The following is a 14,523-nucleotide window of genomic DNA, read 5'->3' on the forward strand; positions in this document are numbered from 1 at the left end:
AACTCCAACAGGCCCGTCGCCAACGCGAACCGCAACACCCGACGCGGACTCTTCGTCGTCTTCATACGACGAGAGTTGCCGAACCACCCTTGCTAGCTGACGGATATTATCCGATGTTTTCTACGGAGCAGGACATTCTACATTATTAAAGTAGATGTCCCCTTATTTGAGCTCGGAAGCGCGGGTAGCCGAGGCCGATCGTTACTGCGCAGTAGGCGCCGATCGCGCTCGGCCAGGCTCCGGCTGCGAGGAGGCGGGGCGTGTCGAGGAAGCGATCGCCTGAGATCCACGACGCCGCCAGATACAAGCCGTTGGCGAGCAGGCAAAAGTCGGCGATGAACCAGGCGGGCCGTTTCCAAACGGATCCGCTTCGCACGACCAGCGCAACACCGACCGGCACGACGACGCCGAGCACCGGCCCGCACCACAGCGTGACGAGCGGCCGAGGGTCGGGCACGAACAAGCTGTGCGGCAGATGCCACGGTCGCAGCTCCGCATGGTGCAGCGTTCCGCCGCTCACCCAACCGCCGACGAGATGCCCACACTCATGCGTCGTCGCCATCACACACCAGGCGACGAGCAGCAACGTGATGAGTTTCAGCCAATGCGACAATGGAAGACCTTCCGAGCGACGATGAAGGTTCGCGAATTCATCGCTAGTCTACACCGTTCGCAGAACGAAAGCGGCCTTTCGGAATCGTAGTTCCGAAAGGCCTTGAGCTTCGCTTGCGTTCGCGGGTGGAGTTGCGGTCGTCTGCTATTCGCTGCTTATTAGAAACCCAGGAGAAACCTAATAGAACCCGATGCCGAAGCCGGGGCGATAGCCGCCGTAACCATACCCGCCATAGCCACCGTAGCCGTAGCCGCGACCATAGCCATAGCCACCATAGGCTCGGCTCAATCCGTACCCGACGCCGACCCGAACCGCCGCGCGAGCCGCACCGCGCAACACCGGCCGGCGATAGGCCGCATCGGCCTGCGGCGCGCTCGTCGCCAAGATACCGACCACAGCCAACGCTAAAAGAATCCGACGCATACCAAATTCCCTTCTTGAAGAAGCGACCCCCTCAAGCCGCTTGAGCCCACACAGGGGCATTGTATGCGCGCGTAAAAGATGAATTTTTCGTTAAGAGATAAGGAAGGGGTCGGGCGTCAGGGGCCAGAGGCTCGTGAGAAAGACCTTGCTCGTGCGCGTTCGCGCAGGCGGAAACGAAAAAGACCGCCGCGGCGCTGCGAAGCGCCGGGCGGTCTTTGATCGTTATGTCATCGAGATGAAATCTCGAGGCGGAAGGCGGAAGAACGAACTGCGAGCTTGTTCGCAATCGCGTCTTAAGCGGCGGCGAGCTTACTCGTCGTCCTCTTCCTCTTCGTCCTCTTCTTCATCATCGTCGTCGTCATCTTCTTCATCGTCGTCCCAATCTTCATCGTCTTCATCTTCGTCTTCGTCCTCGTCGTCGACTTCTTCCCAGTCGTCGTCGAAGTCTTCGTCGTCGAACTCTTCATCCTCTTCTTCTTCGTCGTCGTCTTCATCTTCCTCGTCGTCTTCATCATCGTCATCTTCGTCTTCGTCTTCATCCTCGTCTTCATCGGTGTCGTCTTCGGCGCGGGCTTCATCCAGCCACGACAAACGACGACGCGTGACTTCTTCGTCGCGGGTGAGCTCGGTTTCAGTTGCAATCTTCACTTCAGGCTCCTCTATCGAATCGTTTACCAAAGATAAATCAGCTTGATTTTTGTCGCTCGCCGCAGTGGTTTTCGCCGCGGCGCCCGTCGCTCGCAATTCCGTGGCTCGCGGCAAATCGTCGAGATGCCGCAGGCCGAAGAACCGCAAGAATCTTTTTGTCGTCCCGTAAAGGAAGGGCCTGCCCAAATCGTCGCTTCGTCCGACGATCTTCACCAAGTCCCGATCCATAAGTTGTCGTAGCATTTCATCGCACTGCACTCCTCGTATCGACTCGACCTCGAGCCGCGTCACCGGTTGACGATAAGCCGCCACGGCGAGCGTCTCTAAGGCCGGAGCCGAGAGTCTTGCTTCGACGTGCGTTCGCACTAATCGTCGCAGCCACCCGGCGAACTTGCGTCGCGTCAGCAACTGAAATCCACCGGCCGCTTCCTCGGCCCGAAACGCCGTTCCTTGTCGATCGTAAAAATCATTCAATCGGCGGATCAATGTACGCGCTTCGGTACCATCCGCCAAGTTAGCCAGCTGACTAATTTTTCTGGTATTCAGCGGTTCGTCCGCGAGAAACAAAACCGCTTCGACTCGTGCCATCCGTGCGTCGCGTACTCCGTTGCCGCCGCTCGTCTGTTTTTGCTTCGTGCGCGGCGGTGCTAAGTAGGGGCTTCGCAGCGCCATCGGCAAAGCTCGAGCCCGAGCATTGCGACCGGCCGCCGCAGCCGCGATTCCTCCCTGCGCCGACCCGTTTCCGATCCCACCAACGGCTCCCGAGCGACCGAGCGTGGCATGGCTTCTTGTGGAATGCAACATGCGCCGCTTCTCGGCTCTTTCGGGACGTTTGGTAAAGTCAGTACATCGGCAACGACCGGCAACGAGAATAGCTGCCGGCAGCAATTTCCCGGCATTCTTCCAAGTTTGCAAGAGGATTCCGGGCGAAAGAGGGGGACCGGGCGCCGCGTGAGAAGATAGGAAAGCCCGCGACGTGTCCCGAATCCGATCGGGTTCCGTTACGGAAGCCGGCCCGCTTTCCAGGCTTCGACTTCGTCCAACACGGTTTGCATCGTGCGCAACGGGTCGGTATCGGTCGCTTCGAATTGCCGTGTGTAGTCGGCGCTGTGTCCGGCGGCCATGCGGCATTGGAATCGGAAGGCGTTGCCGCTAGCACCCCAAGTTTCGAGCGTGTAATGGGTTGCACCCAGCGCCTTGAGCCGGCTTTGGATCTGCGTGAACTGCTCGCCGGTGGGAGAGGGGGTTCGCGGCACCGGTTTCGTCGCTTCCTCCATCGTGACCGGCAGGGGTCGAAGATCGCTGCCGGCCTCGAAACCGACCGGCGGCGCGCTCGCGGCGACTGATTCCATCGCCACGGCTTGCGACACTCCGGCCGAAGCGGCGCGAACATCGCTGTTCGTCGGCGACGATGCTGCCGACGAGGTTACCGCCGTCGCATGTTCCGCCTGCTGGACACTTCCCGAGGGGTTCGATGGTTCGACTTGCAAAGCTTCGGCTTGCGCCAGGCTCACGGCCGAGTCGAGCGGCGCGGCGCTGGAGCGGTCGCGGCTCTTTTCCGCTCGGGTACCGGTGGCGCGCGCCTTCGGTTTCGGGTCGACGCTCGCCGTGGTGGCCGATTCGTTCATCTTCTCGTTGAGAAACTTCGGCATTTTCACCCCGACGACCGCAAACAGCGGCATCACGATCATGCTCACGAGGATGATCGTGGTGCGAAAGCGCGTGTACTTCGCCGGTTCCGTAGTGTCCGTCATACTGTTCGCCGTCGTTTCGTAAGACCGAAAGGGAGACATGCCCACACAATGAGCGAGGTCGCTCTTTGGGGGGCGGGATCATACTCGCGAGCAGCGATCGACCGCAACGGCAGTCAAACCACTCCGTTTTCCCTTATAATGACCGGGCTTTCTCGCAGCCGCAGGCCGCGGGCCTGACCGCTCGCTTTTGTCTCCGCTCCCCTTTCCGACACATCGTTTCCTCCTGTCGCGGCAGCCGATGCAATCGATTTACCTCGACCACAACGCGACGACTCCGCTTCTGCCGGAAGTGGCCGAGGCGATGGACCGCGCCGCACGGGCCGGATATGCGAATCCGGCCAGCCAGCATGCGGCCGGACGCCGCGCACGCCGGATCATCGAAGACGCCCGCGAGCGGATCGCCGAGATCTTAGGAGTAAACCTCGCGACGATGCAGCCCGACCGGCTCCTCTTCACCAGCGGCGGCACCGAGGCGAACAATCTGGCGCTGAGCGGATTAGTCGGCGGTGCGGTGAAAGGGGAGCTTGCGCCGGCCCCGCCGGCAGCGCATGTGCTTCTCTCGGCGATCGAGCATCCGTCGATCGTCGGGCCGGGCGAACGGCTCGCGGCCGAAGGTTACGACGTCGAACAGATTCCCGTCGACGGCGACGGACGAGTCGAAGTCGCGCGCTTCGCGCAGCTTCTCCGGCCGACGTCGCGGCTGGTGTCGCTGATGCTCGGCAACAACGAAACGGGAGTTTTGCAACCCGTCGCCGAAGTGGCTGCGCTCTGCCGCGCGCAGGGCGTGCTTATGCATACCGATGCTGCGCAAGCCGTCGGCAAGATCGAGGTCGACTTCGGAAAGCTCGGCGTCGATGCGCTCAGCGCCGCGGCACATAAGTTTCATGGCCCGCTCGGCATCGGCCTGCTCGCGCTGCGCCGCGGAGTGGTGCTCAGGCCGCTTTTGATCGGCGGCTTTCAGCAAGAAGGGCTTCGGCCCGGCACGGAATCGCCGGTGCTTGTCGTCGGCTTGCTGACGGCGCTGGAGATTTGGGCCCGCGACCGCGAGACACGGACTGCGCATCTGACGATGCTGCGCAACGAGCTCGAGCGCCGTTTACTAACGAGTTGTCCACAGATCGTCGTGCATGGTGCGCGCGTGGCGCGGTTGCCGCAGACGCTCAACATCGCGTTCGTCGGGGCAAATCGCCAAGCGATGCTTATGGCTCTCGATCAGGCCGGCGTTGCTTGTTCGACCGGTTCGGCCTGCGCGAGCGGCTCCAGCCGCCCGTCGCCGACGCTCGAAGCCATGTGCTGCTCGCCGGCCGAGCTGGAAAGCTCGCTTCGCTTCAGCGTCGGCTCGACGACGACCACGGCGGAAATCGTCGAAGCGGCGGCCCGAATTACGGCCGTTTTTCATGAGCTTTCGAGTTCGGAACGAACTTAGAGTCGTCGGCTTAGTAATTCGTCGGCTTTTCGGATCAAACGACCCTCTTTCGGTCGCTCGGCAGGCGAAAATTCGGTATATTGAGGGTTCGTTTTTCGAGCTCGGCGTCCTGATGTTCGGGCTCGATTTTCTCTCCCGATTTTTTGCCGCGGAACGATGTGATCGACACCTCGCTCACAGGCCACGCTTCGACGCCGATCGCAGAGCTCGTCACGGGCTCGCCGCGTCGCGCTCCGACGTTGGAAGACTTCGCTTCCGGCGATGAGAACCTGCTCGGGCTCGAGGCCGTCCGTCGGTTGATCGACGAGGCCGTCGTGCGCAGTAGCGGCGTTGACGTTCGCGAACCCGCAAGCGTGGCGACGGATCCCAATGCGACGATCGACGTTGCCGTCGATAGCACCGGTCCCTTGGTATTGCATGGACCGGCCGGCACGGGGAAGTCGCATCTTTGCGAAGCGCTCGTCGGCGAATGGCAGCGCCGGATGCCCGAGTCGACGGTCGTGCATCTTGCGGCGAGTGAATTTTCCGAACGGTACGCCGAAGCGGTCGAGGCCGATCGAATCGATCCGTTCCGCAATCGTTTTCGCGCGGCCGATCTCTTGGTGTTGGAAGATGTCGGGAAGCTCGCGACGAAACATCCCGCGCAGCGCGAACTTCTCTACACGCTCGACGCTCTCGAAGCGCGCGGCGCTCGGGTCGTCGCCACGTTCGATGCTCCGCCGCAACGTTTGGAAACGTTCCTGCCGGGGCTCGTCGGTCGCTTGAGCGGCGGCGTGGTCGTGGCGCTGGTACCGCCGTCGACGACTTCGCGACGGGCGATCTTGGAGCGCATTGTTACTTTGCGCGGAATGCAGATCGAGCCGAAAGCGCTGGAGCTCTTAGCGGGCGATCTGGAAAAGACCGTGCCTGAGCTGCGCGGAATTCTCACGACGCTGCACGCGCTCGTCGGGCAAGAACTTGCCGAAGGATCGAAGACTCGCAGCGATACCGTGATCGATACGCCGTTCGTGCGTCGGTATTTGGAACAACGCTCGCAAGCCGCGGCTCCGGCGATGAAGACGATCGCCGAGCAATCGGCTCGTCGCTACGGCCTGACGGTCGCCGACTTGAAAAGCGGTTCGCGCCGGCGAACGGTCGTCGCGGCTCGTGATGCGGCGATCTTTCTCGCGCGCCGGTTGACGAACAAAAGCCTGCAGGAAATCGGCGACTTCTTCGGCGGCCGCGACCATACGACCATTTTACATAGTTGCCGCAAACTCGAACAATCGAGCGAGAGCGATCCGGAAACCCGGGAAGCGATCGACGCGATCCGACAGAAACTCGCCCGCCTTTGAACATCGTCATGAACGACGCGAGCCTGGGGAAATCCTGTCGCTCGCATGTCACTCGTTGCGGCATCGCTCGACACGACCGAACAACCGAACAAGCCACGAACCAAGAACCAAGAACAACCAACGATCGAGTAGCAACGGACGAACGCCGAGTCGACAAGTTCTACACGAGCCCGACGATGCCGGAGAATGCGAACAGGCCGAGACTTATCACGTGTAACGTCGCGCTATCGACAGCTTCGAGCTTCGCATTCCTACTCCTATTATTTATTTAAATACTTTAAGAGAAGAGCAGACGCCTTCGGCGAAGCGAAACTTCGCCATTCAACTTGAGAACGGATTTCGCACTATGAAAGTCAGTTGTGAACGGGACAAACTCTTAGCCGCTTTCCAACTCGCCGCGGCCGTGGCCCCGAGCCGGAGCCCTAAGCCGATCTTGCAGAACGTGAAACTCGAAGCGACGAAAGACGGCTCGGTTCTCACGGCGACCGATCTTGAAGTCGGCGTGCGGATCAACGTCGCCGGCGTTACGGTCGAAGCTCCCGGCACCGCACTCCTACAGGTCGCACGCTTCGGCTCGATCTTGCGCGAAACGAACGACCCGACGATCCGGATCGAGACCGACGGCCGCGGCACGATCATTCGCGGCGAGCGGAGCGAGTTTCGCTTGCCGGCCGAAAACCCGGACGAGTTTCCGAGCGTCGCGCAGTTTACCGACACCGCTTACTTAGAGCTTCCGGCTCGCTTGCTCCGCGAGTTGATTCGCCGCACCGTCTTCGCAACCGATAACGAAAGCAGCCGTTATGCCCTCGGCGGCGTGTTGCTCGAATTCCACGACGGCGAGCTCACGGCCGTCGGCACCGATGGTCGCCGGCTCGCAGTGATGAAAGGTCCGGCCAGCGCCGTCGGCGGCTACAAGGGTGCCGATACGATGACCATCGTTCCGACCCGAGCCATGCAGTTCATCGAGCGTTCGATCGTCGACGGCGATGCCGAAGTGCAGATCGCCGCGCGAGCCAACGATATCTTGGTGAAGACCCCGCGGGCCGTGATTTACTCCCGGCTCGTCGAAGGGCGGTTCCCCAAGTGGCGCGATGTGTTCCCGAAGCGCGAAGGAACGCAGAAGATTCAACTCGTCGTCGGCCAGGCTCACAGCGCCGTGCGGCAAGCGGCGATCGTGACGAGCGAAGAAAGCCGCGGGGTCGACTTCGCATTCGGCGACGGCAAGGTCGTGCTCGCCGGTCGTGGGGCGGAGACGGGCCAATCGCGCGTCGAGCTTCCGATCGCTTACGACGAGCCGCAGATCACGATCGCACTCGACCCGCGCTACGTGAGCGATTTCTTCCGCGTCCTCGATGCGGAAAAGAACTTCACCTTGGAACTCAAAGACGGCGATAGCGCCGCCGTCTGTACGACGGACGACGGTTACGGATACGTGATCATGCCGCTGGCGAGAGACAGATAGGGATCAGGGGCCAGAGGTCGGGGGTCGGAAAAGACGGACCCTCGATGCTTCATGTTCTCTCTGATCCCTGACCTCCGACCCCTGACCCCTTCCCTACATGTTCGACCCTAAACGGCTCGTCGATATCCTGGCTGAGTTGCATGCTCGGCGGGGATACGCGCGGGTCCGAGTTGCAGATACTTGCGACGAAGCATGGCGCGAGGCCGTGGGAGAGTCGCTGATCGCGCAAACTCGCTTGGCGGCGGTACGGCGCGGAGTCGCCGAGATCACCGCCGCCAATTCGATGGTTGCTCAAGAACTACAATTTCAGAAGGAACGAATCGTAGCCCGGCTCGCGGAACTTTTGCCTGAAGAAAAGATTCGCGATCTACGCTGCAAAATCGGACCGGTTTCCTAGCGAAGTCGCTCGCGTTGCGAAGCGTGCTTGAAGCTCGACCGGTTGCGATGAACGGAGTCTTGTCTTACTCATTACGGAAGCGATCGAAATTATTATGGCCGATAAAAAGCCTACGCCGAAAGATAGTCCCGCCCCTGTTGCCGCAACCGTGCCTAGCGATGCTGTGCCGAGGGATGCCGTGCCCGATACCTCCAGCCTACCTCCGGTCGATGACCGGACTTCGGAAATGCCCGAGATCAAAGTCGTGACGGGCAACTACGGCGCCGCGCAGTTCGACCACTTGAGCGACTTGGAGCACGTCCGCCAGCGGCCGAGTATGTACATCGGCGACACCGGCGTGCGCGGCTTGCATCACTTGGTCTACGAAACGGTCGACAACTCGATCGACGAGGCAATGGCCGGCCACGCGAAGCATGTCCGCGTGACGATCAACAACGACGAGTCCGTCACGATCGAAGACGACGGCCGCGGCATCCCGGTCGAGTTGCACCCGCAACTCGGCATCCCGACGCTGGAAGGGGTGATGACGAAGTTGAAGTTCGGCGGGAAGTTCAAGAAGGAAGCGTATCAAACCTCGGGCGGTTTGCACGGCGTCGGCGTGACGGTCGTGAACTTCCTCAGCGAACGTTGCGAAGTCGAAGTCTATCGCGACGGCCACATCCACCATCAAGCGTACGAGCGGGGCGTGCCGACGGGCGAGATCCGCCGCATCGGCAACACCGACAAGCGCGGCACGAAGACGACGTTCAAGCCCGACGACACGATCTTCACGGTTACGAAGTTTTCGGCCGATACGCTTCGTCGCCGGTTGCAGGAGCTCGCGTTCTTGAATCGCGGCGTGCAGATTATCTTCACCGACGGCCGCAACGGTCAGACCGATACGTTCCAATACAAGCGCGGCATCATCGAGTTCGTCGAACATTTGAACCGCGGCATCGTCACGGCGCAGCCCGACATCGTCTATATCGCCGGCGAAAGCGAAGGGGTCGGGTTCGAAGTTGCGATGCAGTACAACGCCGAGTTCAGCGAGAACCTGCATTCGTTCGTGAACAACATCACGACGACCGAAGGGGGGACGCACGTCGTCGGCTTCCGCACCGCTCTGACGCGCTGCTTGAATACCTACGGCAAGCGCGAAGGGATCTTCAAAGATCTGATTCCCGGCGGCGAAGACTTCCGCGAAGGGCTGACGGCGGTCATCTCGGTGCGCGTGCCGCACCCGCAATTCGAAGGGCAAACGAAGACGAAGCTCGGCAACGGCGAAGTCGAGGGGATCATCAACTCGGCCGTCGGCGACTTCTTCAACAAGTATCTCGAAGAGAATCCGAAGTCGGCCAAGGCGATCATCAACAAAGCGATTCTCGCCGCCGAAGCCCGCGAAGCCGCGCGCAAGTCGCGCGAAATGATTCGCCGCAAGGGAGCCCTTACCGGCCACGGCCTGCCGGGCAAGCTCCGCGATTGCTCGAGCAAAGACATGCTGAAATGCGAGCTGTATCTCGTCGAAGGAGATTCGGCCGGCGGCAGCGCCGAAGGGGGCCGGCTCCGGGAGTTTCAAGCGATTCTGCCGCTTCGGGGCAAGATCATCAACGCTTATAAATCGCGCGAAGATAAAGTGCTCGCCAATGAAGAAGTGCGCAGCATGATCGCCGCGATCGGGATCGGCCTCGGGCCCGACGCCGACCTCTCGAAGCGGCGCTACAACAAGATCGTGATCATGACCGATGCCGACGTCGACGGCTCGCACATCCGGACGCTGCTGCTGACGTTCTTCTATCGCCAAATGTACGCGCTGGTGAAGGGGGGGCATGTGTTCGTCGCCCAGCCGCCGCTGTTCCGCGTGAAGACGAAGAAGCAAACGTACTACGTGCAAAGCGAAGAAAAGATGAAGTCGCAGCTCTTAGACTTCGGCATGCAAGACGCCGTCTTCGAGCCGGGCGGTGGCCGAGCGCCGATCGCCGGCGACGAGATGGTGAAGCTTTGCCGCACGCTGGCGAGCTTGGAAAGCGCCTTGGTAGCGCTCGAGCGGCGCGGCATCAGCTTGAAGGAACACTCCGGCCGGCAACATCCGGAAACCGGCAAGCTGCCGGTCTATCACGCGTTCATCGGCGCGAAGGAGCAATGGCTCTTCACGCGCGAAGAGCTGAACGAGTTCTTAGCACAGCAAGAAAAAGTAAGCGGCGAGTTGAAGGTAACCGAGCAGCCTTCGGCCGAAGCGCAAGAGGCCCCAGCGAAGCACGGCGCCGCGAAAGAAGGCCTGGAAGAGTTGCCGGCCGAGCGGCGCGTCCACATCATCGAGTTGCACGAAGTGCGCACGCTCAATAAAGACCTGGGCGAATTGAAGACGATGGGCTTCGACATCAAGGCCCTTATTCCGCAGGCCCGCACCGGCTCGCTCGACTCGCGTTATAAACTTCGCCGCGACGACGCGGAGATCGGCATCGAAGACCTGCGCGGGTTGCTGGCGGCGGTGCGCAAGGCGGGAGAAAAAGGCCTGCACGTCACGCGCTTCAAAGGCCTCGGTGAAATGAACGCCGAAGAACTAAGAGAAACCACGCTCGACCCGGCGAACCGGACGCTACTGCAAGTAAGAATGGACGACATCGCCGCGGCCGACGACCTGTTCCGCGTGCTGATGGGCGACGTGGTCGAGCCGCGGCGCGAGTTTATTGAGAAGCATGCGCTCGAGGTAAGGAATTTGGATGTGTAAGTGGGCTTGCTGGTGTGGGACATAGTTTTTGGCCTTTGAGACAAAGTGCTTGGCCGGCTGGGACATAGTTTTTGGCCACGGATTAAGCTGCCATCGTTATCGCCGGATGATTTCGACTTGGCGGTTTAAATAAGACCACGATTACTCATTGTTCGCTGCCGTTTTTCCCGGCGCGAGAGCAGGTCCCCATCTTTTCCGCGACCGGAATCAACGGTACTTAATCGTTTCGGTGTGTCGCACTGGAGCGAGTCGGCGGTAGTTGTACTGAGCCCAGATTCCGAATTCGCATCGCCTCTAGGAGAACCTTCGGTGTCCTCTTGTTTTCGTTTCCTTGCGGCGTTGCTCATTACGACGGCCTACCTCTCGCCCGTCGCCCGGGGCGCGGAGAATACCTGGCTTGCCGTCGGGCATGGTGGACAACGGATGTTGTCTGCCGACGGCAAGACGTGGTCGCAGGTCGGGTCGTGGAGCAAGCCGGGCCATAACCAGGACGATCTGAACGTCGCCGCGAGTTTCAAAGGCGGCTTCTACGTCGGCGGTGGATACTTCAGCGGCCGGCTCACGGCGACGCGCGACGGCAAGAGTTGGTCCGACGGTGTGATCCCCGGCAGCTCGCCGATCTTCGGTCTCGAAGTCGTCGGCGATGCGCTGTTCGCGATGGACCTGCGCGGCAAGGTCTTCAAGACCGTCGACGGCGAAAAGTGGGAGCTCGTGGCGACTCCCACGATGCCGCCGCCGACGGAGATCATGTGGGCCGCCGCCAAGAAACAAGCCAAGGACCGAGGCCGCGATGAAGACTCCGTCACCGAAGCGCAGGCCCAAGGGCATTGGATTCGCGGCACCGCGCAGGGAAACGGTCTGATCGTCGGCTCCGGCGACTACGGACCGGTCGTGGCCTTCGATCCGCAGACCAACGAGACGACGATCACGAAGATGGCCGGGCAAGACACGAAGAACCCCGGCCCGAAGCGCGTCGCTTTCGGCAACGGCGTGTTCGTGGTCATCGGTGAGAAGGGGCTCATCGCTCGCACACCAGACGGCAAGACTTTTGAGAACAATCACACGCGTGACGACGTCGGCGACGTGCAGTGTATCGAGTTTAACGGCAGCGAATTTCTGCTGGCTCATACCGATGCGAAAACCAAGCTCACCAAGCTGATGAAGTCCGCCGACGGCTTGGCGTGGTCGACCGTCGACTGGCCGGCACCGCGCCAGATTCGATTCGTCAACGGCGTACTCTATAGTTCGAGCTATCCACCGACGAAGCTTGCCCGCAGCCTCGATGGCGGCCGAACCTGGGAGCCGCTCGCAAACGACGGAGGTTGGCACTTCAAGGCCTATGCCTACGGTCCACTCATCGGCGGCCCGCCGCCGCAGGTGCCACCCGCGCGTAAGCCGGCCTCGAATTGAACGAGGGGTGCGGATGGTAGGCGTGAGCCTACACGACTCACGCAAGTGCCGCGGCTTTCGACTGCTGAGATTCACTGACTTGGATAAACGAGATGCATATTCATGCTCTGCGAGTTCGCAACTTCAGACGGCTGAAAGATGTGCGGATCGATCTCGCCGCCGACATCTCGATCTTCGTCGGCGCCAATAACAGCGGCAAAACTTCCGCATCACAAGTGCTTCAACTGTTCTGCGCAGGCTCGCGCGAGCGCTTCTCGATTCATGATTTCAGCGCCGAATGCTGGTCGGCCATCAATGCCTACGGCAATCAGGTTGAGAACGCCGTCCTTCCGAAGATCTCAATCGACTTGTGGTTTCACGTCGATAGCCCCGATTTACACCGTGTGATCGATCTTTTGCCGAGTCTCAGGTGGGAAGGCACGCTGGTCGGATTACGCGTCGAATTTGTCGCCATCGATCAAACGGACTTAAGGGCCGCTTTTCACACGGCCCGAGATCGCGCGCTTGCGAATCAACCGGCTGAGGGAACCGGTCGTGCGAACTATACACCCATGCCGCGGACGTTGTGCGACTACCTAGCTGACAATCTACGGCGCGATTTCGAGCTTCGTTATTACGTCCTCGACCGTGGACGTTTCGATGCGTCGCTGGTCGAGGCGGACGGTTATGCACCATTGCAAATTACTCCGGAGAACGGGCGCAGTGGCAAGGACGTCCTCAATTCGCTACTCCGCGTCGACTTCCTCAGCGCACAGCGACATCTTTCCGACAATGCAGGCGGAGCGCGCACCGAGGATCTTTCCCGTTGTCTCAGCCGCTTCTACGATCGCAATCTCGAAAAGCGCGGCGAGGACTACGACGCTTTGAGGGCGTTGACCGAAGCCGAAGGGATGCTGAATGAGCACCTCGCAAGGGTATTCGAGCCCACGCTGCGTCGACTCGGTGACCTTGGATACCCCGGTGTCGCCAATCCGCGTTTGCTCATCAAATCCACGCTCAATCCCGCCACGATCATGAGCAGTCATGACGGCGCTCGCGTGCACTACGCGCTGGACGAAGTGGAGGCTGGCGTGGAATCACCGACGTTGCCGGACCGGTACAACGGCCTCGGATTCAAGAATCTGATCTACATGGTAGTGGAACTGCTCGATCTCCATTCTCAATGGACGGATATCGACGAGAACCGACCGCCGCTTCATTTGGTGTTTATCGAAGAACCCGAGGCCCACCTGCACGCCCAGCTTCAGCAAGTGTTCATTCGGAAAGTACTCGACATTCTCGCCATCGAAGGCGAGGACCATGTCCACTACCGAAGTCAGGTGGTCGTGACCACGCATTCGCCCCACATCCTCTATGAACGCGGATTTCGCCCGATCCGCTATTTTCGTCGATCCAAAACCGCAGTCAGCCAGTATTCCGAAGTGCTCAACTTGTCGGCCTACTATGACCGGACGGAGAATCCTACCCGCGACTTTCTGGAGCGGTATCTCAAACTCACCCACTGCGATTTGTTCTTCGCCGACGCGGCTGTCCTGGTAGAGGGAAACGTCGAGCGGCTGCTGCTTCCTCAAATGATCGAGAATGTCGCTCCAAGGCTGAAGTCAGCCTGTCTGAGTATTCTGGAAATCGGCGGTGCCTTTGGTCATCGCTTTCGTTCGTTGATCGAGTTCCTCGGCATCACGACTTTGATCATCACCGACATCGATAGCGTTGTCGGCGGCGAGACTCCGTTAGCCGTCGACGAAGCAGCGGAAACCGATGAGCTCCCCGATGCCGATGAAGCAGGCGTAGGAGCCGGGAAAGCATGCTTGGTGAATACGCCGGATGCGGTGACTTCCAACCAAACCCTGATTCAATGGCTCCCCGCCCGGACGACGATCGTCGATCTTCTTGCCGCTACGGAACAGCTGTGCATCCAGCTACCGACCGAAGCGACGCGCGCCCATGTCTTGGTCACCTATCAGACGCTCGTGGCGGTCACATGGAATGCCGTCACCGCCGACCTAGCCGGCCGCACCTTGGAAGAGGCATTTGTTTTCGAGAATCTGAAGTGGTGCCAACATCTCGACCGTGCGGAACTCAAACTAAGAATTCCGGCCAATTCCGGGAAAACGCTCGAACAGCTCGTTGAACGTTTGCACAAGCGGATCAAAGGCGCTTCGTTTCATAAAACCGATTTCGCACTGGCTCTCTTAGCACAAGACCCGACTGACCTGCCCCCCTTAAACGAGTCCGGTCGTCAGTCGTAGACTGACGACCATCACTTGAAAAAGGGAGGCGATCATGGGGACGAAGCGCTTGAAAGTGGAGCAGATCATTCAGAAGTTACGGGAAGCGGAATTGGAGATC

Annotated in this window: 11 protein-coding genes; 7 read left to right on the top strand and 4 right to left on the bottom strand. The window is 60.3% G+C overall.

The genetic code is table 11. The features are described 5' to 3' along the window. Window positions 1–145: 145 nt before the first annotated feature. From K8U03_24370 to K8U03_24385, 4 genes are all read right to left on the bottom strand, one after another. Window positions 146–562 carry a hypothetical protein gene (locus K8U03_24370; protein ID MCE9608033.1) on the bottom strand — a complete coding sequence of 139 codons (417 nt, stop codon included), beginning with the start codon at window positions 560–562 and terminating at the stop codon, window positions 146–148. Window positions 563–790: 228 nt separating this feature from the next. Further along, complete coding sequence (locus K8U03_24375) at window positions 791–1,036, bottom strand: hypothetical protein (GenBank protein MCE9608034.1); 246 nt, start codon at window positions 1,034–1,036, stop codon at window positions 791–793. A 309-nt stretch (window positions 1,037–1,345) separates the two neighbouring features. After that, the gene (gene scpB / locus K8U03_24380) at window positions 1,346–2,272 is read right to left on the bottom strand and encodes an SMC-Scp complex subunit ScpB (protein MCE9608035.1); all 927 of its coding nucleotides are present in this window, start codon (window positions 2,270–2,272) and stop codon (window positions 1,346–1,348) included. Window positions 2,273–2,685: 413 nt separating this feature from the next. Continuing rightward, window positions 2,686–3,438, bottom strand: a complete 753-nt coding sequence (locus K8U03_24385; protein ID MCE9608036.1) for a hypothetical protein — start codon at window positions 3,436–3,438, stop codon at window positions 2,686–2,688. A 238-nt stretch (window positions 3,439–3,676) separates the two neighbouring features. Here K8U03_24385 and K8U03_24390 point away from each other — a divergent pair, with 238 nt between their 5' ends. The 7 genes from K8U03_24390 (at window position 3,677) to K8U03_24420 (ending at window position 14,423) form a co-directional block, all read left to right on the top strand. Further along, complete coding sequence (locus K8U03_24390; GenBank protein MCE9608037.1) at window positions 3,677–4,864, top strand: cysteine desulfurase; 1,188 nt, start codon at window positions 3,677–3,679, stop codon at window positions 4,862–4,864. Window positions 4,865–5,022: 158 nt separating this feature from the next. Then, window positions 5,023–6,198 (top strand): AAA family ATPase, encoded by a 1,176-nt coding sequence (locus K8U03_24395; protein ID MCE9608038.1) that lies wholly within the window; start codon window positions 5,023–5,025, stop codon window positions 6,196–6,198. Window positions 6,199–6,544: 346 nt separating this feature from the next. Continuing rightward, window positions 6,545–7,660 carry a DNA polymerase III subunit beta gene (gene dnaN / locus K8U03_24400; protein MCE9608039.1) on the top strand — a complete coding sequence of 372 codons (1,116 nt, stop codon included), beginning with the start codon at window positions 6,545–6,547 and terminating at the stop codon, window positions 7,658–7,660. A 97-nt stretch (window positions 7,661–7,757) separates the two neighbouring features. Continuing rightward, window positions 7,758–8,057, top strand: a complete 300-nt coding sequence (locus tag K8U03_24405; GenBank protein ID MCE9608040.1) for a DUF721 domain-containing protein — start codon at window positions 7,758–7,760, stop codon at window positions 8,055–8,057. Between the two features lie 226 nt (window positions 8,058–8,283). Further along, on the top strand, window positions 8,284–10,764 hold the full coding sequence (locus tag K8U03_24410) for a DNA gyrase subunit B (GenBank protein ID MCE9608041.1): 2,481 nt from the start codon (window positions 8,284–8,286) through the stop codon (window positions 10,762–10,764). A 309-nt stretch (window positions 10,765–11,073) separates the two neighbouring features. Beyond that, window positions 11,074–12,174 carry a hypothetical protein gene (locus tag K8U03_24415; protein ID MCE9608042.1) on the top strand — a complete coding sequence of 367 codons (1,101 nt, stop codon included), beginning with the start codon at window positions 11,074–11,076 and terminating at the stop codon, window positions 12,172–12,174. Between the two features lie 92 nt (window positions 12,175–12,266). Beyond that, window positions 12,267–14,423, top strand: a complete 2,157-nt coding sequence (locus K8U03_24420) for an ATP-dependent endonuclease (protein ID MCE9608043.1) — start codon at window positions 12,267–12,269, stop codon at window positions 14,421–14,423. Window positions 14,424–14,523 lie beyond the last annotated feature (100 nt).

Source organism: Planctomycetia bacterium (assembly GCA_021413845.1).
Classification (GTDB): domain Bacteria; phylum Planctomycetota; class Planctomycetia; order Pirellulales; family PNKZ01; genus PNKZ01.